31 protein-coding genes and 1 other RNA gene are annotated in these 18,921 nt (G+C 48.0%); 30 read left to right on the forward strand and 2 right to left on the reverse strand.

From position 1 onward, the window contains the following. Positions 1-227: 227 nt before the first annotated feature. Both OC443_RS12990 and OC443_RS12995 read right to left on the reverse strand, forming a co-directional pair. The gene (locus tag OC443_RS12990; protein WP_159440382.1) at positions 228-392 is read right to left on the reverse strand and encodes a hypothetical protein; all 165 of its coding nucleotides are present in this window, start codon (positions 390-392) and stop codon (positions 228-230) included. A gap of 147 nt (positions 393-539) precedes the next feature. Continuing rightward, a complete protein-coding gene (locus OC443_RS12995; protein WP_159440383.1) occupies positions 540-1,070 on the reverse strand; it encodes a helix-turn-helix domain-containing protein in 531 nt (176 codons plus the stop codon). Positions 1,071-1,253: 183 nt separating this feature from the next. Here OC443_RS12995 and OC443_RS13000 point away from each other — a divergent pair, with 183 nt between their 5' ends. The 30 genes from OC443_RS13000 (at position 1,254) to OC443_RS13145 (ending at position 18,675) form a co-directional block, all read left to right on the forward strand. Continuing rightward, positions 1,254-1,475 carry a helix-turn-helix domain-containing protein gene (locus OC443_RS13000; RefSeq protein WP_073586207.1) on the forward strand — a complete coding sequence of 74 codons (222 nt, stop codon included), beginning with the start codon at positions 1,254-1,256 and terminating at the stop codon, positions 1,473-1,475. A 16-nt stretch (positions 1,476-1,491) separates the two neighbouring features. Further along, positions 1,492-3,489 carry a transposase domain-containing protein gene (locus tag OC443_RS13005; RefSeq protein WP_073586208.1) on the forward strand — a complete coding sequence of 666 codons (1,998 nt, stop codon included), beginning with the start codon at positions 1,492-1,494 and terminating at the stop codon, positions 3,487-3,489. Positions 3,490-3,501: 12 nt separating this feature from the next. Continuing rightward, positions 3,502-4,449, forward strand: coding sequence for an AAA family ATPase (locus OC443_RS13010; RefSeq protein ID WP_073586209.1), 948 nt, complete (start codon positions 3,502-3,504; stop codon positions 4,447-4,449). Between the two features lie 11 nt (positions 4,450-4,460). Next, a complete protein-coding gene (locus OC443_RS13015; protein WP_159440384.1) occupies positions 4,461-4,637 on the forward strand; it encodes a hypothetical protein in 177 nt (58 codons plus the stop codon). After that, on the forward strand, positions 4,637-4,930 hold the full coding sequence (locus OC443_RS13020) for a hypothetical protein (protein WP_073586210.1): 294 nt from the start codon (positions 4,637-4,639) through the stop codon (positions 4,928-4,930). The genes OC443_RS13015 and OC443_RS13020 overlap by 1 nt, the downstream gene beginning before the upstream one ends. A 19-nt stretch (positions 4,931-4,949) precedes the next feature. Further along, positions 4,950-5,177 (forward strand): hypothetical protein, encoded by a 228-nt coding sequence (locus OC443_RS13025; RefSeq protein WP_143169442.1) that lies wholly within the window; start codon positions 4,950-4,952, stop codon positions 5,175-5,177. Beyond that, entirely contained in the window at positions 5,168-5,374 is a 207-nt protein-coding gene (locus OC443_RS13030; protein ID WP_073586212.1) for a hypothetical protein, read from the forward strand. The genes OC443_RS13025 and OC443_RS13030 overlap by 10 nt, the downstream gene beginning before the upstream one ends. Continuing rightward, complete coding sequence (locus tag OC443_RS13035; RefSeq protein WP_073586213.1) at positions 5,371-5,988, forward strand: DUF3164 family protein; 618 nt, start codon at positions 5,371-5,373, stop codon at positions 5,986-5,988. Before OC443_RS13030 ends, OC443_RS13035 begins: the two co-directional genes overlap by 4 nt. A 31-nt stretch (positions 5,989-6,019) precedes the next feature. After that, positions 6,020-6,178, forward strand: a complete 159-nt coding sequence (locus OC443_RS13040; protein WP_159440385.1) for a hypothetical protein — start codon at positions 6,020-6,022, stop codon at positions 6,176-6,178. After that, positions 6,177-6,246, forward strand: an RNA gene (locus tag OC443_RS13045) — hammerhead ribozyme type II. Before OC443_RS13040 ends, OC443_RS13045 begins: the two co-directional genes overlap by 2 nt. A gap of 8 nt (positions 6,247-6,254) precedes the next feature. Beyond that, positions 6,255-6,491 (forward strand): hypothetical protein, encoded by a 237-nt coding sequence (locus OC443_RS13050; protein ID WP_073586214.1) that lies wholly within the window; start codon positions 6,255-6,257, stop codon positions 6,489-6,491. Positions 6,492-6,500: 9 nt separating this feature from the next. After that, entirely contained in the window at positions 6,501-7,028 is a 528-nt protein-coding gene (locus OC443_RS13055) for a gp16 family protein (protein WP_073586215.1), read from the forward strand. Continuing rightward, positions 7,025-7,594: a hypothetical protein gene (locus OC443_RS13060; RefSeq protein ID WP_073586216.1), complete on the forward strand. Its 570-nt coding sequence runs from the start codon at positions 7,025-7,027 to the stop codon at positions 7,592-7,594. Before OC443_RS13055 ends, OC443_RS13060 begins: the two co-directional genes overlap by 4 nt. An 86-nt stretch (positions 7,595-7,680) precedes the next feature. Continuing rightward, entirely contained in the window at positions 7,681-8,073 is a 393-nt protein-coding gene (locus tag OC443_RS13065; RefSeq protein WP_073586217.1) for a Mor transcription activator family protein, read from the forward strand. Positions 8,074-8,150: 77 nt separating this feature from the next. After that, the gene (locus tag OC443_RS13070; RefSeq protein WP_073586218.1) at positions 8,151-8,612 is read left to right on the forward strand and encodes a DUF5675 family protein; all 462 of its coding nucleotides are present in this window, start codon (positions 8,151-8,153) and stop codon (positions 8,610-8,612) included. Position 8,613: 1 nt separating this feature from the next. After that, positions 8,614-8,889, forward strand: a complete 276-nt coding sequence (locus OC443_RS13075) for a hypothetical protein (RefSeq protein WP_073586219.1) — start codon at positions 8,614-8,616, stop codon at positions 8,887-8,889. Continuing rightward, entirely contained in the window at positions 8,859-9,449 is a 591-nt protein-coding gene (locus OC443_RS13080) for a hypothetical protein (RefSeq protein WP_073586220.1), read from the forward strand. Before OC443_RS13075 ends, OC443_RS13080 begins: the two co-directional genes overlap by 31 nt. Continuing rightward, positions 9,446-9,664: a TraR/DksA C4-type zinc finger protein gene (locus tag OC443_RS13085; RefSeq protein ID WP_073586221.1), complete on the forward strand. Its 219-nt coding sequence runs from the start codon at positions 9,446-9,448 to the stop codon at positions 9,662-9,664. The genes OC443_RS13080 and OC443_RS13085 overlap by 4 nt, the downstream gene beginning before the upstream one ends. Then, positions 9,661-9,966 (forward strand): DUF2730 family protein, encoded by a 306-nt coding sequence (locus OC443_RS13090; protein WP_073586222.1) that lies wholly within the window; start codon positions 9,661-9,663, stop codon positions 9,964-9,966. The genes OC443_RS13085 and OC443_RS13090 overlap by 4 nt, the downstream gene beginning before the upstream one ends. Next, positions 9,967-10,257, forward strand: coding sequence for a VpaChn25_0724 family phage protein (locus OC443_RS13095; protein WP_073586223.1), 291 nt, complete (start codon positions 9,967-9,969; stop codon positions 10,255-10,257). A gap of 20 nt (positions 10,258-10,277) precedes the next feature. Beyond that, on the forward strand, positions 10,278-10,856 hold the full coding sequence (locus OC443_RS13100) for a DUF3486 family protein (RefSeq protein WP_073586224.1): 579 nt from the start codon (positions 10,278-10,280) through the stop codon (positions 10,854-10,856). Next, positions 10,856-12,493: a hypothetical protein gene (locus OC443_RS13105; protein ID WP_073586225.1), complete on the forward strand. Its 1,638-nt coding sequence runs from the start codon at positions 10,856-10,858 to the stop codon at positions 12,491-12,493. The genes OC443_RS13100 and OC443_RS13105 overlap by 1 nt, the downstream gene beginning before the upstream one ends. Further along, positions 12,493-12,618, forward strand: a complete 126-nt coding sequence (locus OC443_RS13110; RefSeq protein WP_262021681.1) for a hypothetical protein — start codon at positions 12,493-12,495, stop codon at positions 12,616-12,618. The genes OC443_RS13105 and OC443_RS13110 overlap by 1 nt, the downstream gene beginning before the upstream one ends. After that, complete coding sequence (locus tag OC443_RS13115) at positions 12,618-14,192, forward strand: DUF935 domain-containing protein (RefSeq protein WP_073586226.1); 1,575 nt, start codon at positions 12,618-12,620, stop codon at positions 14,190-14,192. Before OC443_RS13110 ends, OC443_RS13115 begins: the two co-directional genes overlap by 1 nt. Beyond that, complete coding sequence (locus tag OC443_RS13120; RefSeq protein WP_073586227.1) at positions 14,192-15,598, forward strand: phage minor head protein; 1,407 nt, start codon at positions 14,192-14,194, stop codon at positions 15,596-15,598. The genes OC443_RS13115 and OC443_RS13120 overlap by 1 nt, the downstream gene beginning before the upstream one ends. Before the next feature lie 6 nt (positions 15,599-15,604). Beyond that, complete coding sequence (locus OC443_RS13125; RefSeq protein WP_083601782.1) at positions 15,605-15,817, forward strand: hypothetical protein; 213 nt, start codon at positions 15,605-15,607, stop codon at positions 15,815-15,817. Next, positions 15,817-16,275 carry a phage virion morphogenesis protein gene (locus tag OC443_RS13130; protein WP_073586228.1) on the forward strand — a complete coding sequence of 153 codons (459 nt, stop codon included), beginning with the start codon at positions 15,817-15,819 and terminating at the stop codon, positions 16,273-16,275. The genes OC443_RS13125 and OC443_RS13130 overlap by 1 nt, the downstream gene beginning before the upstream one ends. 57 nt (positions 16,276-16,332) lie before the next feature. Beyond that, a complete protein-coding gene (locus OC443_RS13135) occupies positions 16,333-16,833 on the forward strand; it encodes a hypothetical protein (RefSeq protein WP_073586229.1) in 501 nt (166 codons plus the stop codon). Positions 16,834-16,933: 100 nt separating this feature from the next. Then, positions 16,934-18,403, forward strand: a complete 1,470-nt coding sequence (gene tssD, locus OC443_RS13140) for a type VI secretion system tube protein TssD (protein WP_234976463.1) — start codon at positions 16,934-16,936, stop codon at positions 18,401-18,403. Further along, positions 18,400-18,675, forward strand: a complete 276-nt coding sequence (locus tag OC443_RS13145; protein ID WP_073586230.1) for a hypothetical protein — start codon at positions 18,400-18,402, stop codon at positions 18,673-18,675. The genes tssD and OC443_RS13145 overlap by 4 nt, the downstream gene beginning before the upstream one ends. Positions 18,676-18,921 lie beyond the last annotated feature (246 nt).

Consider the following 18,921-nt stretch of genomic DNA (forward strand, 5'->3'; position numbering starts at 1 on the left):
CATTAAATGAGAAATTAGGGATTAAATGGGAAATCTTGGGATTAAATGGGATTGAAGTTGGTTAAGCCTATGTATGGCGCGGTATCTGAGACAATTTTGATTCTTTCAGGCGCGCCATTTTTTATAAAGCCGATATTTTTAATTTTGAGAAATTCATATAAAACAATCTTTGCACGTCTATTAAAATGAATAATTGAGTGGTGCTTTATAGATAGTTTAAACGTTCTTTAATTATTGACTGGAACAGATATGCTAACCGTGATTTGGTCAACTTTAATCTCGATGTTATGAGTGTCATCACTTTTTCTGTGTTCAATCTGCCTGATGATCTCATCAGCGACTGTTGTCGTTTGGTCTAGCTTAATTATTTTTGTCTTATCTTGGTCTTTCATAAATGCTTTCCTAACGTTGGTATGATATTTATGCCAAATGACAGGTTATATATTTATTTTGTTGTCATTATGACCAATGATAGCGGTTCCAAAACCACTCAGTCAACACTGTGCAATTGAGTTTTATCAATATAAATGTTGTTGATTTTACGATGCTAGTTGTAACAGGTTGTAACACACTGAATCATCAACATCTTCTCCTCTTAATGACAAAACATAAACTAGCGCGATTATTTTTGCCTTCTTCTTGCTGCTGATCTTGAGTTTCTTGTAATTGCATAGTAAATCAATTGCTTCTATTGATTTTTCAAGAATTTCTTGATTCACAGCTCTCATTTCGTCATGTGTGACAGATCCTGAAATAACGCTGAACGATTGTTCCTCATGGGTTGACTCTGATTGAGGTGTTCCATCAATAACCGGCCCTTTTCCTGTTAATAACCAAGCGGGGCTAACCCCTATAGCATCTCCTATTTGCATTATTTTTGATGCTGTTGGCTCTCCCCCGTTAAGGTAACGCTTTAATCCACTGACGCTCATCCCAGTTAATCTCGCGAACGCATTGGGATTTCCAGCTGATTCAACAAGAACTGACAACCTATCTTGGATTGTTTTGGCTCTTTCAAGTTTGTCCGATAAACCCGAAAGAGTTTTTAAAGTTTCGCTCTTTGATTTCATAATCATATAACCAATTGATTAATATAGTAAAACTTCAGACACCAAATAAAACACACAAGAAATAAACTTAAAAGGGTTGATTTAAGTCTCTTTAAGGTTTAATGTCTGCCCTATAGGGTTTATCGTAACTGTAATTTGTTACGGTGTTAGTTTACAAAATTTATTAATTATAGGGGTGGAATCATGTCACGGCAAACAAATGATTGGCATAAGGCAGATATTGGGGCCGCGCTTAAGAAGAAGGGGCTCTCTTTTTCGGCTCTATCGCGTCAGCATGGCCTTGCATCCAGCACTCTCCATAACGCTCTTGTTCGACGGTGGCCGAAGGGTGAAAAAATCATTGCAGATGCAATTGGGTTATCACCACAAGATATTTGGCCTAGTCGTTATCCAACGTCAAATTAAGCTTGGAGAACAATCGATGAAAGAATGGTTTTCTGCTAAAGAGTTATGTTCCATAGGTGGTTTACCGGACAGTGTCCAAGGAATTCACTACAAAGCTAAAACTGATTGTTGGCAATATCGGCCAAAGGCTGGAAAGGGAGGTGGTAAAGAATACCACATCAGCATTCTTCCCTCAGAAGTTCAGGCCGCGCTATACAAGCGCGCCGGAAAGATTCAGGTCGGTGATAAAACCTTTGCTATCCCTAAAAAATCCAATACGTCTTCATACTGTGCTGATGCACTCTGGCAGTGCTGGAATAATGCAAATGACAAATCAAAAGAGAAGGCCAAAAACGCATTGGTCGCCGTTCAGTCAGCACATGAGCTGATTAATAACGGCATCCCTAAAATGGATGCGTATGATTCTGTTTGTACTGAATGTTGTGTGACCCGTTCTTCTCTATATCGTCATATGGCGCGGGTTAAGGGCATCGAACCCTGTGACTGGCTGGCTGCTCTACTGCCAGGCCATATGGATGGTGCAAAAAAACGCCGTAGCGGCCAGTTTGCTGAACTCACCCCTGATGCATGGGCATTATTTAAAGCGGATTATCTTCGGCCTGAAAAACCCAGCATAGCAAAATGCTATGAGCGCTTACTCAGAATAGCCCCGGAAAATGGGTGGACGATACCCAGCATTAAAAGCATTGAGAGACGAATCCAAAATATCCCAATTCAACAACGAATCTTATTACGTGAAGGCGAACACGCGCTGATGCAGATGTTCCCGTCACAGGAACGCAGTGTTGCAGAGCTGCACGCACTGGAATGGATTAACGGCGACGGCTATCAGCACAATGTGTTTGTCAAATGGTTTAACGGCGAGATTCTCCGTCCGAAAACGTGGTTCTGGCAGGATGTTTATAGCCGCAGAATTATCGGTTGGCGGTGTGACGTCAGTGAAAATACGGACTCAATACGCTTGTCACTCATGGATGTGTGTCAGCGTTACGGCATACCTAAAGATGTCACCATTGATAACACCCGTGCTGCTGCAAACAAGTGGCTGACTGGCGGTGTGCCGAATCGTTACCGGTTCAAAGTGAAACCAGATGATCCATTAGGTCTGATCACAATGCTGGTCGGCCCTGCTCATATGCACTGGACCAGTGTGAATTTCGGCAAAGGACACGGCCAGGCTAAACCTGTAGAGAGAGCCTTCGGAGTTGGTGGTCTGGACGAGTATATCGATAAACATCCGGCACTGGCTGGCGCTTATACCGGTCCGAACCCGATGAATAAACCAGACAACTACGGCTCTGCTGCTGTTGATGCTGACATTTTTCTTCAGGCGATTGCTGAGGGGGTCGAGATGTACAACTCTCGTCCTAATCGCCAGACAGAAATATGCAGGGGATTTATGTCATTTGAAGAGGCATTCAATGCCAGTTATCAGAATGCTCCTGTCCGCAAAGCGACACCGGCACAACTTCAGATGTTTATGCTGCAAGCCGAAGCGGTGCGCGTCTCACGGCATGGCACGGTTTCACTGGATGCAGGTGGTTCTTTACATGGTCGTAAGAACCGTTATTTCAATGAAATCATGATGGACTATATAGGTAAAAAACTAATTGTCCGCTTTGACCCGCAGGCGCTTCATCAATCTGTTGAAGTATACACGCTCAACGGCGTTCATCTCTGTACTGCTGAATGTACTGAAAAAGTCGCATTCGGCGATACGCAAGCGGCACGCGAGCACAAACGGGCACGCACTCAGTTTGTGAAACACCATAAAGCCGCGGCCAAAGCACAAAAAACTCAGACAGCTATCGAAGTTGCAGCAGCAATGCCTGGTTCGTCAGAGGCGGTTATCCCCGAAACAAAAATCGTTGAGCCATTTCGCCCTGTGACTATCGGTAATACGGCTGCTGTCGCGCATGAGCAGACGGAACAAGGGCCGGAAGAAGATTATGAAGCCAATTACCAGGCAAATCTGGCAAGTATCGTCGCACAGCGCAAACGTAACAGACTATAAGAGGATTAATTCATGAATGATAACGTCATTGCATTGCAGAAGGCAGAAGCACACCAGACCGAGATTCTGATGCAGGTTGCATCAATCATTGAATCTAAAACGGTGACCGCTGCAAAAATAGCAAAGGAAGTGGATGTATCCCCTGCTGCGTTGAGTCAGGTTCTGAAGGGGAAGTACGCCGCAGACCCGGCAACAATCATTAAAAAGCTGGAGCGCTGGCTGAGTTTACGCAATGAACGTCAGGCTAAACAGTTCCTGAATCCGGGGTTTGTTATGACGCAAACCGCAAAACAGATTATTTCCGATTTAACCTATGCTCAGGTCACTGAATCCATTGCTGTTATTTTTGGTGCATCAGGGGTAGGTAAATCTGAAACCCTGCGTGAATACCAGCAGCAGAACAATAATGTCTGGATAGTTACCGCCAGCCCGTCCCGTGCCAGCTTAACAGAAGCTTTGTACGAACTGGCAATGGAACTGGGACTTGATCAGGCTCCCCGACGCAAAGGCCCGCTTGCCCGTGTGATTCGTCAGCGACTACGTGGCAGTGAGGGACTGGTGATTATTGACGAAGCCGATCATCTTGATTATCCAACTCTGGAGGAGCTGAGAATCCTTCAGGAGGAAACCGGAACCGGTATGGTGTTGGTCGGTAATAACAAAGTTTATACCCAGCTTACCGGCGGACGCAGAAATGAAGATTTCGCCCGGCTCTTCTCCCGTATTGCCAAAAAACGGGGCATTCACAAAACCAAACAGGCAGATGTCCGTGAAATTGCCAGTGCGTGGCATATCGACGGGAATACGGAGATTCAGCTGATGATACAAATCAGTGAGCGCCCCGGAGGCCTGCGGTTACTGACAAAAACACTCAAATTGTCAGCTATGTATGCCAAAGGTGGGCAAATCAGCGAGCGGGTATTACGGACCGCATTCAATGAATTAGATGCGAATGAATAGTGAGGTGTGCCATGAGTTTTTCAGCAAAATTAATCTGTGATGAGACTGGATGTATAGAGACGCATTTGGGCAACGAGGATGCAGCCGAGGCTGGCTGGTTTATCGATCATGTCAGTGGTGCGCATTATTGCCCTATTCATGCCGCCGCGGCCCGCGCCGAATTGCAAAACGAACCGGAGGATGACTGATGTTTTCAGGCTTTTTCAGACCCGATACGAATGTGGCTCCGTGTGCCCGGATTTCAGATGCGCTGGCGTTTGTCATCCGCTCTCAGAAATCTGTTTCTGTTGATGCGGAATCGTGGGGCTACCTTCAGGAAAATGAATTCATTCTGGCCCAGATTGCGGACCAGTACGGGGAACCAACCGGATGTGAAATTACAGTTTTTGTGGAATCAGTGACCGACAGCTGGGCCAGTCTCAAATTTGTTCCGGGCGATGTTGATGAGTTCTGGCGAAAACAGCAATTAACGGAGATATGAAATGACAACGGAAAGAGTTATGGCATTCAAAAAACTCAGGCAGTACGGGTGCAGAATTATTTCAACGATGAATACCCCGTGCGGTGGAGTCATTCATATCGAAAAACCAACTGCTGAAATGCAGGTTCATGCAACACGTATTCAACAGCAGTATCGGGGTGTTCATTCTGTGATTTACACCATCAGATTTGACAATTTTACCGTGAAGTGGAATGGAGGTGAATATGGAGGTGAATTATGCCGGTAACGGGTTCTGTCAGTGATACACAACAAAATGCTCAGGTGATTATCGATATTTCGCTAAACACAAAAGCAAGACAACCTATCGCCTACACAATCAGTGTTCAGGATGGTGATTCATGTGGCGTGAATCAACTGGCTGATGAATTAATGCAGACGATATTAGAACAGATATTAGAACAACTTCCGGAGGTTCAGCAATGAACAATGAAACAAACATTCCTGATGGGTTCAGGTTAAAAGCAAACGGCACTTTAGTGCCGGAAAGCCAGGTTAAAGAAATTGACAAACTGCGTGATGAAGTCGTGTCTGATGTGGTTGATAAAGCCCGGTTGGCACAACAGGCGCTCGCTGAATTTAAAGTTGCAGCAATGAATCAGGTCACAGATTTTATTGACCTGAGTGCTGAGCAATATGATGTCAAATATGGGGGAACAAAAGGTAACGTTTCACTGGTGTCTTTTGATGGTCAGTACAAGATTCAGCGGGCCGTTGGTGAGCACCGGGTCTTTGATGAGCGTATTCAGGCTGCAAAAGTGAAAATTGATGCGTGTATTCACCGCTGGTCTGAAGGTTCGAGTGACCATATCAAGGCTTTGGTTGAACACGCTTTCAGGGTTAACAAGCAAGGCCATATCGATATCAACCAGGTCTTGGGATTGCGCCAGTTAAATATTGACGATCCAGACTGGCTGGACGCAATGGATGCGATTGCTGATTCGGTGCAGATTACCGGCACCAGTTCATATCTGCGGATTTATGAACGTCAGGCTAACGGGCAGTACACGCAGATTTCATTAGATATCGCCAAGCTGTAGGTGTACTGATGAGCGAAATCACAAAAGAAACATGGGAAAAAATCGAGACCGAAATGACCCACAGCTGGCAAAACAGGTTTCAGAGTTGTTACTCAAAGAGCTGACAGGAAATGAATATAGCGGGCAAAAAACCAGAATTGCGTTAGCGAAACGCATTCTCAGGAAAGCAGAAAGAAAACTCAGCCAATAAGCGAAACAAACGGGTCTGCCCCGTTTGTCTGCCTGACGTGGTTGTCAGGTACTGATGAGCAGCCAGAGGATGTTTTATGTTCGGAGAATATACGCCGTTAATGAAACCCGGTCTGTTGCAATCAAGATTGCGACGGGGCCGCGCCCGAATTGATCCTGAAATGGGACTGGAAAAATTCTGTCCGCACTGTCAGGAGTTCTGGCCGCAGGACACGCTATTCTGGACCATTTCACGAAGCGAACCTGATGGCCTTCAGTGTTGGTGTCGTGCCTGTCAGCTTGAATACAAAAACGCCCGCAGAAATGCCGCATAAGGAGCCACTATGTCAAAACTTCTGAAACTGGTTCAGATTGGTAAACGGCAACTGAACATGGATGATGATATATACCGCAATATACTCGAAGAACTCACCGGCCAGCGCTCTGCCCGTGGTCTCTCAGACAAACAGTTAAATGCCGTTATCACCCGGTTTAAATCACTGGGTTTTCAGCCTAAAACCTCCCCCCAAAAAACATACCAGTCACGGGAAATCCAGAAAATCCGTGCTATCTGGATCACCATGTATCAACAGGGATTTATCAGGGACAGACAGGACTCAGCGATTGATGCGTATGTGCGACGGATGACAACACAGCTCAACGGTATTGGTATTGCACGTTTGACATGGCTGAAGTCAACACAGGCCAGTGCAGTTCTGGATTCGCTGAAAGCATGGCATTTGCGGGAAATGACATCAGATATCTTGAAAAATGGCGGGCGTATTCCACGGAATTCAGCATGTACTGGTCCTGCGGGGTATGATAGATTAGCTGCATATTATGTAGAAAATTATCAGAGGAACGATAAATGAAACGTTTAGTTCTTATCTTAATGATATCGTTAGCTGGTTGTGCTTCTGTGCAAAAAACAACCCGAATTTCGAGTCATTTAACAGCACTAGAATTTAACTCTGTAGCATCCCGATATATGGATAGACCAACATTTGTATCGCGTGAAGTCTTTGATGGTGGAGAGCAAGTTTTAGCTGTAAAAATGTCGACATATGGTGTGGATCAATATGGTCAAGATAATACAACTATTCGGTACAGTCGCCACCATGCTAATGAGTATATCCAGTTGATTGATAAATACCTCAAATGGGAGTCATTAGCCACAAAACGAAATGATGCTTTTACAAAAGACGTGGGCCGTGCAAGTTCTTGGTCGAATGGTATGGATGCAGAGCTTAAATTCGTATTTCACAGTGGTAATGCACATCAACACTATCTTGCTGTATCGTTTTGTACTGCTCTTCTTTGTCTCGATGACAAAGCACAATATTACGATAAAGAAAATGCAAAAGAGCTAAAAAATCTATTGCTGAAATTGAAATCAAATCGAATTAATGAAACAGATATCAACGATGTATATAAATAAACAGTTTGATAACATGCCCGGACGCACTTCAGCCCCTTATACTGATACCTCGCTTATTGCGGGGTATTTTTTTACAGGGGGATAGTATGGACAGAAACGACAACGAAACACCTGATATGTTTGGATTTGATAATGTTGATTTGAATGCCGTTGAGCAGGTGATTGAATCAGATGAAAAACGCAGTCCCGAAACTTTACGACAGATTTATGCGTTGTTCCGCACCGAGCTGGACGACTCACAGCAGGCAATCACGCTATTGAATCGTTTCTGTCAGCAATTCGGCGGTCTGTTTGTCTATGTTCCCCGCGGGAAATCACTGAAAGCTGAGTTGACCAGCCTTTCGATATGGAACGAATTCAACGGCCAGAATGCGGAATCACTGGCAATTAAATATCAGTTGTCTGTCGTGCATGTTTACCGCATTATAAAAAAAATGCGCCAACGTGAAACCGAAGCCCGCCAGCCTTCACTGTTCTAAACTCATGTTAGTTTTTCACCCCTGACCTGTCAGCGCACAATCTGTTTATCAAATCCCAAATCAAACAGGTTGTGCTTATGTCTCAAGAACAATCCGGCGCACCGCGCCATCTCATCCTTCATCGTCGTTATTTCTCTCATGGAGTCTTTGGTGTGCTCTGCGATGAGTACGGCAATGACATCTGTAAAACCATTGAGCGTCCATGGAAAGATAACCAGCCCGGCATCTCATGCGTTCCTGCCGGAGAATACGATCTAATCCCCCATCAAAGTCCTAAATTCGGCAATGTCTATGCGCTTGACGCTGAACAGAATGGTGTCACGGTTTTCGGTCCATCCCAGCGCACACATATTCTGATGCATGTTGCCAACCGGGTTGACCAGCTGGAGGGATGTATTGCGGTCGGAATGGAATTTGGCGTACTCAAAAATAAACATAATCAGAACGTCTGGGCGGTGCTGGATTCCCGTACTGCATTTGATCAACTGATGACGTTTTTGGGTGGTCAACCGGCCAGATTGATCATTAAAGAGGCATAACATGAGCCGGAATCAGGACTGGTCAAAAAGCCGTGGCCGGGAGCTGCGGCTGGATGCAGAACTCAGGGCAATTCAGGGTGGTCCATCTGTGCCGCAATCTCCGCCGTTTCACAGTCATGATGCCACCATGCAAAGCATGTTTAACCGGGGTTGGATGAGTGTTTCACAATGCGACATTAACATTTATACCGGCAAAGCACCGGACATACATTCATCTGATCCCCATGAAAATATAAGGAATTTACGATGCTTTCTGCAATCGCAGCGCTCGCATTAGAAGCGGGTCCGGCAGTTATCCGGGGCATTTCAAGTCTGTTTGGCGGCAGCGAAACCGCCGAACAGGTGGCGCAGGCCGTTGAAGCCGTGGATGGCTCGCTGGGTCTGTCTAAGTCTCAGAAAGAGCTGGCCGTCACCCGTTCCCTGCAAAACCTGCCGCCGGAATCACGGGTTGAACTGGAAAAGATCAAACTCGAACTGGAGAAAGAACTCACCCGCCGCCAGCAGTTGGCACTGGAAGATAAACAGGCGGCACATCACGAAACTCAGGAAACGGTGCGCGCCGGAGATGCCGCCAAAGACCAGTATGTCCGCCGCACCCGCCCGATGCAGGCGCGTCAGAGCTGGTGGGCAGGCACCCTGTATGTGTTCGGTATGACGGCTGCCCATGTCTCCGGGCTGGCGGCCTCCGGCCCGGACATCACGATGGCACTGACCCTGTATGCACTGGCGTTCTCTTATCACGGCCTGCGCACGCTGGACGGTTTCGCGCCGTATTCCAAAGCCAGCGGTGACAAAGTGGCCGGTGCCGTCAAAACCACGCTCAGGGGGCGCTCATGACCGATGTGATTGACCGGGCTGGCACACTGGAGCAGTGGCAGCGTGAGGCTGCTATTCAGGCCGCCAGAGCCAGCCCCAAAACGCCTCAGCAGGTGGTGATTGACGGGGTGATCGTCTGCGCCCGGTGCTGGCAACCCATCCCGCAGGCCCGGCTGAAAACCGTGCCGGATGCTGCCCTGTGCGTGCCGTGCAAATCATTACAGGAGCAGCCATGAGCTTAGAAGAAATCCGCACTTATACGCCGTGGATGCTCGCGGGCTTAAGCATCATCTGGACGGTGGTGCTGCTGATGATCAATAAAACCTATGCCACCAAAAAAGAAGTCAATGCGCTGCGCAGTGACCACGAACAGTTAAAAAACAAAGTGGAAGACCTGCCCAGCCATGACGAGATCAACAGTCTCAAAGTCAGTATTGAAACCCTGCGCGGAGACATCAAAGAAATCCGTCCGCAGTTGTACTCATTGCAAAAGATGAGCGACTTACTGATTGAAAACGAACTGAAGGAAAAAGCTTAAATGTCGCTTCAAACATTACTGCAACAAGACCGGCGGCTGGTCATTCTCCGCATCCTGAATGAATCTGCCGGTTACACCGCCAATGAATCGATCTTAGATGCTGCGCTCGATGCCTACGGCCACAAAGTCAGCCGGGATATGGTGAAAACCGAACTCGCCTGGCTCTGTGAACAGGGCCTGCTGAGCCTGGAAGAGATCGCAAAAACGCAGGTTGCCCACATCACCCAGCGCGGCATCGATGTGGCCGAAGGTCAGGCCAGCCATCCCGGCGTGAAACGGCCCCGTCCTTAATTCCGTAATAAGGAGTGGCGATGAACCAGCCCCACACCAAAAACCGCAAATCCAAAATCGACAAGCTGCCGGACGAAATTAAAAGCGCGCTGAATCTGCTGCTGCGCGAAGGCCAGATGAGTCAGCAGGAGATCCGCGACGAAATTAACCAGTTAATTACCGATGCCGGAATTACTGATGATGATGAATACATCAAACGCAATGCGATGAGCCGCTATGCCATGGCCTTTGAAAAAGGGATGGAAAACTACCGCCAGACCCAGCAGCTCACCCAAAAGTGGGTGCAGCAGTTTGGCGAAAAGCCCCAGACCGACATCGCCCGCGCTCTGATTGAAATCGGCAAATCGCAGGTATTCGACTTTCAGATGAGCGCCCTTGAAGCCGGGGAAACCATCGACCCGAAAACCATGGGTCAGCTGGCTTTAGCTATCAAAAGATTGCAGGAAGCCCAGACCGGCAGCGTCAAACTGGAAAAAGAAATCCGTCGTCAGTTTGCTGAAGAAGCCGCTGATGCCATTTCGCAAGAGCTGAACGGCGAAGATGGTATGAGTGAGCAGTTCGAAGCCCGTATTCGCGGCATATTACTGGGGAAAGCCTGATGAACGATCAAAGTCTGACCCCAACCAGTATGCCCCGCAAAATTGACCTCGCTGATGAAATGGCAAATCTGGGCGTCGATGTGCCATTGGCTGATGAGTTCAGCATTCCGGAGGCTGAACCGGTATTTCTGCCTTATCAGCAACGCTGGTTTGAAGATGAAAGTCAGATCATGATTGCTGAAAAAAGCAGGCGCACGGGTTTAACCTGGGCTGAGTCAGGCCGTAATGTCATCACAGCCGCCAAGCCCCGGCGACGTGGCGGGCGTAATGTGTTCTATGTCGGCTCAAAACAGGAAATGGCGCTCGAATATATCGCCGCCTGTGCCCTGTTCGCCCGTGCGTTTAATGAGCTGGCTGAAGCTGATGTGTATGAGCAGACTTTCTGGGATTCCAAAAAGAAAGAAGAAATTCTGGCCTATATGATCCGCTTCCCGAACAGCCGCTTCAAAATTCAGGCGCTCAGCTCCCGGCCTTCAAACCTGCGGGGGCTTCAGGGGGATGTCGTCATTGATGAAGCTGCTTTTCATGAAAGTCTTGAAGAGCTGATTAAAGCAGCACTGGCACTCACCATGTGGGGCGCGCGGGTGCGTCTGATTTCAACACATAATGGTGTTGATAATCTGTTTAACCAGTACATACAGGACGCCCGCGCCGGAAAGCTTTCCTACTCAGTTCACCGTATCACACTGGAAGATGCTGTCAGAGATGGCCTTTACAAACGGATTTGTTATGTCACCGGGAAGCCATGGACACCACAAATGGACGCGCAATGGATTGCCGGTGAATATGCCAAATATCCGAATAAAGTACTGGCGGAAGAAGAGCTGGGTTGCGTGCCTAAAAAATCCGGCGGCACCTATTTGTCACGGGTTGCGATTGAGCAGGCCATGACGAAAGACCATTCCCTGCCAATTGTACGTCTGACCTGTGATGACAAATGGATGGAATGGACACCGGAGCAGCGACATCTGGAAACTATGCAGTTCTGTGAGCAGGAGCTGAAGCCGTTACTGGCAAAACTCAATCCTGACCATGTTCATTACTTTGGGGAAGACTTTGCCCGCAAAGGCGATCTGTCGGTCTTTGTCCCGCTTGAAGTCACCAGAAGCCTGCGCAAGAAGGTGCCTTTTATTGTTGAAATCAAGAACGCGCCTTATGAAGTCCAGAAAGCGATCATGATGTACATCATCAGCCGCTTACCCCGCTTCCGTGCTGCGGCATTTGATGCGACGGGGAACGGTGGTTATCTGGCTGAAACGGCAGCCCTGAAATATGGGACTCAGGTTGTTGATCGCGTCGATTTAAGTGCGAAGTGGTACGCCGAATGGATGCCGAAGCTGAAAGCTGAATTTGATGACTTCAATCTTATCCTCCCCCGTCACCAGTCTGTTCTGGACGATCTCGGTCAAATCACAGTTGTGAATGGTGTTCCTCATGTGGATAAAGGCCGGACAAAAGATACCGATGGTGCAAAAGGTGACAAGCGACATGGTGATATCGCGGTAGCGCTGCTGATGGCCGTCCGCGCCAGCTGGATGGAAGGCAGCACCATCGAATTCACCGAACTGCCCGGCAAAGACCGGCAGAGCGACAACGATGACGACAACGACTTTAATTTTGAACGCGGAGCATGGTGATGAATGAACTGACGCAGGTATTAATCCATATCTTCCTTTGTTTTCTCTGGGTGGCCGTGGGCTGCCCGCTGATCTGGCGCTTTAGCATCCGGCTGGGTCAATTGATTGGCCGGAGGTTTTTCTGATGGCAACCAAACACGCTCAGATTGTCGATAAGTGGGGCCGTCCGATTGAAACCCATCGGCTGGACGAGCCACAGACCCAAACCGACGCCAGGCTGGCACCACTGCACCGCCAGTTTGCTGACCATCCGTCATCCGGCATCACGCCTTCAAAACTGGCCGCACTGATGCGCCATGCTGAGCAAGGCGATTTAAAAGCCCAGTGTGAACTGGCGGAGGATATGGAAGAGAAAGACGCCCATATCCAGAGCGAAATCGGCAAAAGACGCATGGCCTTGCAGGGTATTGACTGGCAAATTAAACCCCCGCGTAACGCCACCGCCGCCGAGCAGCGCGACGCGGACATGATTCAGGAACTGTTAGAGGATGCCACCTGGCTGGAAGATGCGCTGTTTGATCTCAGTGATGCAACGCTGAAATCATTCTCAAATCTGGAAATTCACTGGACGTATCAGGACAGCATCCACTACATCAGCGATGTCTCACACCGGGAACCGGCATGGTTTCAGACCCATCCGGACAACCGCAATCAGCTGATGCTGCGGGATGGCAGTTATGAAGGCGCACCCCTTCAGCCCTTTGGCTGGATTCAGCACACTGCTAAAGCTAAATCAGGTTATCTCACCCGGCGCGGACTGGTGCGGGTGCTGGCATGGCCGTTTCTGTTTAAAAATTACAGTGTGCGGGACTTGGCTGAGTTTCTGGAAATTTACGGCCTGCCCATCCGGCTGGGCAAATACCCGGAAGGTGCCAGCGAGAAAGAGAAAATGACCCTGATGCGGGCGGTGATGAGCATCGGCCACAATGCCGGTGGCATAGTGCCCCGCGGAATGGAGATTGATTTTCAGAATGCCGCAGACGGCCAGTCTGACCCGTTTATGGCGATGATCAACTGGTGTGAGAAATCCCAGTCCAAAGCGATTTTAGGCGGCACGCTCACCAGTCAGGCCGACGGCAAAACGTCAACCAACGCGCTCGGCAATGTGCATAATGAAGTCCGCCAGGAAATCCGCGACTTTGATTTAAGCCGACTTGCGGGCACACTCACCCGTGATGTGGTATTTCCGCTGTATGCCCTCAACTGCCGGAGCTATCAGCACCCGCGCCGACATCCGCGGTTTGAGTTTGATATTACCGAAGCTGAAGATTTAAAACATCTGTCCGACTCCCTGCCGGGGCTGGTCACGCTGGGAATGAAAATTCCGCTGCAATGGGCGCATGACAAAACCCAAATCCCGATGGCAAAAGATGGTGAAGCCGTGCTGGGCGCATCACAGCCGGAGACACCAACAACAGAGAACCCGGTCAGTCAGGCTGATTTAAAAGCCAGAACCCGGACACCGGAAACCACCGATGATCAAATCAACCGGCTGCATCAGGACGCCGGGCCGCTGGTTGCCAATATGACCGACTCAGTGAGCGAACTGGTGCAGAACGCCACCTCACTCACTCAGTTGCGGGACGATATTCTGGACTTAGCCGGACAAATCCCGGTCGATGAACTGGGTGATGTCATGGCCCGCGCAATGGCCGCCGCCGAGCTGGCCGGTATCAGTGATGTGCAGGGGCAGCAATAATGCCGGTACGTTACGGCAGTCAGCCGTTTGATGAGCAGATTCAGCATTTCCGCAACAAGACCAACATCGGCACAGAGCGCTGGGCGGATATCTGGAAACAGGCCCATGACCGCGCCTTTATGGTCGCCGGAGCGATGAAGGATGATTTGCTGGCCGACTTTCGCCGGGCGGTGGATACCGCCATCAGCGAAGGCCGTTCACTGGGCTGGTTTCAGTCTCAGTTTGATGACATTGTCGCAAAACATGGCTGGCAGCATACCGGCGCGGCCAGCTGGCGCGCACAGGTAATTTATGACACCAACATCCGCCAGAGCTACACCGCAGGCCGTGAGCAGCAGATTGAGCAAATCAAACACCGCCGCCCGTATGGCCTGTATAAACACTCCGGCTCTGAGCATCCCAGGCATGACCATTTATCCTGGAACAATCTGGTTTTACCCTTAGATGATCCGTGGTGGAAAACCCACACGCCGATTAACGGCTATGGCTGTAAGTGCCGCAAGCTGACACTCAGTGAGCAGGACTTACAGCGCCTTGGTCTCAAAGTCGGGAAAGCGCCGGAGGTTGATTATTATGACTGGGTGGATTCGCTCACCGGCGAAGTTCACCGCATTCCGAAAGGGATTGATCCGGGGTTTGACTATACGCCGCAATCGAGCGCTGCACTGACGGAAAAGACCCGGAAAATCATCGCCCGTAAACCGCCGTTAAACGCGCGTTTAAACCCGCGGATTGTTGACCATGCGTTTTCCACGGTTCGCGGCGTCAATGCCACAGAGTTAAGCCGGATTCTGACTGAACTGGACAGCCCGCAGGTCAAAGCGTTTGAAGCCGTGCTGAAAAAGCATGATTTGAAAACCCTGTTTCTTAAGCTGACCGAAATCAGCGGCGGCAAAAAAGCGTATGCCATCGCCGACGATGTGGAAGCATATTTGCAGAGCGGGCGTCATCCTCTGGTAAATTTTACTTCCCGGCGGCCAAAACGGGTCAATGGTTTTACGGCTTCCTCATTTCGACATGTGGTGGTCAAAGCCAAAAGCACCGATAAGCTGGCCGGGGTTTCGACCCGGCAACTGACCGAAGCAGCAGAACGGGTCATCGCTGAAGCCGGTCACTATCCGTCCCGTGACGGGCGTTGGTGGTCGTTCTCTGCTGCGGCGCAACAGCACAGTGATGCGGCTCGGGTTACCGCCACATGGGCGCATGAGATGGGCCATCAGCTTTACTTTCTGGCTGGCCGCCCGACGCTGCCGGGCCAGCCATCACTGACGGAATATGGCAGCACCACCATTGATGAATGGTTTGCAGAACATTTTGTGGCCTGGCTGTTTGCACCGGATGCCCTGAAAGTGAGCCAACCGGAATCTTTTGCATTTATTACTGACACGGTGCAAAAGGCATTATAAACTCAGATGAATATAGATAAGGTGGATATCATGACTTTACTGGAACAGGCCAAACAATTGCTGACTGCTCCTGTGACACGGGAAACCCTGAATCAGCTGGAAGCTTTAGCGGATAAAGCCCGCAATGAAGAGGCGGAGCAAATCGGTGACCTGATTGAAGCAGCCCTGGTCAGCGCCCCGGCAGAAGTGCTGGCGCAATATCAGGCGTCACTGCTCTGATGGCCGGGGTTCATTACACCCTCACCCCGGACGGGTTAGAGACGATTCAAAAGCGGCTGAATCAGCTGAAGCAGCGGGGTGATAACCTTCAGCCGCTGTTTGCAGACATCGGCGAGCTGTTATTGCTGTCGCATGATGAACGGTTCCGCCAGCAGGTTTCCCCTGACGGTGAACCGTGGCAGCCCCTGTCGGAGCACTACCGGAAGAGAAAGCCCCGGCATCAGGACACTATACTGAAGTTAAATGATCATCTGGGCCGTGAACTCAACTACATCGCCACCGGCAGCGATCTGTTTTTCGGCACGCCTTACGAATATGGTGCGATTCACCAGTTCGGCGGCACCCCAGAGATGCCCGCAGGCCCGGCAGCAATTCCGGCCCGGCCCTGGCTTGGGGTGAGTCAGGAAGATGTGGATGCGATTCATCAGATGGTGGCGGATTTTTTATCCGACACATAACAGCATTAAGAAATCAGTGTTATATTACGTTTTTGTTCTGATAGTGAGATGTGTTAAATGGATAAAGAAGAAAAACTATTAAAAGCATCAATACAAGGGGATGGCGCTGAGTTTTATGTGGCATCTCAGATAATGTTAAATCTTCACTTATTAGTAAGTATAGCCCCAACATCAGCACCGAGTTGGGACTTAGAGGTGACCCACCCCAAAACAGGAAAAAGTGCGAAAGTTCAAGTTAAATACCGAACCAGATACGAAAGGGCAAGTCCTCACCTACGGTTAAGGGGAGGTGTTAATTTTGATTTTTTAGTATTAGTTGAAAATGAAGTAGAAGCTAAGGCGGATATCAAAGGCGTGATTTCGAAAAAGTGGTACGACGGCCTAAATAAAGTACCGTTTAATATTTATCCGACTTGGGTGATATCGAATCAAAAGGCTCATGAACTTGGTCTGATGTATACCAGCACTAATAAACAGAAAGGAACTATGATTCGTAGTTTTCGTAAACCAGAGTTTTTATTTAACTGGCAACTCATCGAAGATGCCTTGTCTGAATAAACAAGATAAATAGATTTTCTGTTAAATAATTGATACCTGATACGCAATTATGCAAAATGCACCCTGACTAATATTGAGATAATAATAAAAGGCTTAATTCATGGCGCATGTTGCTTATCTGACGCTCTCCGGAGAAAAACAGGGGCTTATTTCTTCGGGCTGCAATACCAAAGATTCAATGGGGAATCGTTATCAGGAAACCCATACCGATCAAATCACAGTATTGGCCTGTGATTATTCATTGTCGAAATTACCGCAGCAACACGGTATCAGTCACGACGGCATTCAAATTACCAAACCCAAAGACAAAGCCTCACCGCTGCTGGCAACCGCTTTCGCCAAACAGGAGCATCTGGAAGGAACGATTGATTTTTACCGGACAAACGAACAGGGCCATTATCAGAAATTCTATTCGGTCTCATTTCAGAAAGCAGTGATTGCCGGTGTCAGTGATGTGACCCCTCATGTCATTCACAGCCCTGGTGAGGAAATGCACGAAATGATTACTTTCCGTTATAAAGGCGTGCAATGGGAACATTTCCCCTGTGGAACACTGGCTTATGATGGCTGGAGCGATGCAAACAGTCTTGCTGCAATGGTGCCTCCGCTGACAACCGCAGAACGCTATGCGAAACAAATTCAGGAAAATATTCAGGCGGAGAAGGCGGCAGAACAGCAGTCAGAAAAAGCAAAGCAAAGTGAGCAGCAGCGAAAAAAATCTGATGGAAAGGAAGAAGACTGGAAACCCGTATCCGGCAGTTATCCCATTTTGGTTTATGAGACTCAAAATAAGATGGATGATTTCAACGCGCCAGACATGGTACATGGTGATGAATCCAGAGAAACCATTGAAGGGTACGGATTTATGGAACCGTTTAAGCAATCTCAATACACCTCTCACAGAGAGGGATATACGATGTACGGTGAAGATCAGTTTACCTTATCTGCCGAAGAGCATTTTAAGCGAATGCGCAGTTTGAAAGATGATGTTTTCCTTGGTTTGGGATTCTCTATTTTTGGAGAGACTGAAGATATATTCGATGAGATGGTTGACAAATTTAAACGTAACGAAGGAGGATATTATCACAATCCCTTATTGGATGAGGCTTTAAGGGTTCATAAATCTACAGCTCATTTTCACGCTGTTCTCAAAAAATGTCTTGGTGAAAATGTTAGCAAAGGTGTTTTAGATAAGGGCATCGTCAATATATCCAGTGAATATTTAGCTGGTAAAACGAATGGTGAAGGCGCAGGTTTACCCAAATTTGACGCATCTCTAATTCCGTCACCCTCTAAAGATTTATTTAATGGAACAGTTTTAACGGTGCATGATATTTGGTCGATGAGAGTTTATGCTGATGAACTGGAATTCAAGGGTAATTTGGTCAGAGGGAAGTTCAGATATGAAGTACAGGATCATTTCGGCTTAGACACAAAGGATATTCACCATAAAAGCATCGGAGAACTGCCATTTGAGCAGATGGGCGCTTTTAGATCGTGGTATTTGTTACAGCACTTCAGTAAATATAACTATCGACCATTTATCACCAAGATAGAGTTTCAGCTATGAATGTATTAAAAAAGTCACTTTTGCTCATTCCTTTAATTTGGTATGCACTAATTTGGATAGGTGTGGTGTTCGGAATATCCAGCAGAACTTACGGAATAGAACCTCAAGATGCAGGGTTATTAGGTTTTCTGTGGTTTTTTGTGGGAACACCTCTAACCTTCGTGACAGGTGTATTTTACTCGTTAAAGAATAAGTATTGGTGGTGGTTGATTGCTTATCTCATTCTTGGTGGTGGGCTAATAATTGCAGCTTATTATGCCCGTTTTTCTTAGAACCATCAAAATGAGCGCTTACTTCCGAACTGCCGTATTTTCATTTTTTACGGTGTGGTTTATATCATTATGGTTATGGATTCTTCAATGGCCTAATTTGATTACATTTCTTTTTGGAGAAGATCCCGGACTAATGCTGGTTCCTTTGCTCGGTATTGTTAATATTCCAGCTTTAGTGCTTTGTGCTGGCTACTCTTTTTATCGCAAATATTGGTACTGGTTTTGGTCTTTTGTAGTTATCGGCGG

The sequence above is a fragment of the Vibrio quintilis genome (genome assembly GCF_024529975.1).
GTDB classification, from domain to species: Bacteria; Pseudomonadota; Gammaproteobacteria; order Enterobacterales; family Vibrionaceae; genus Vibrio; species Vibrio quintilis.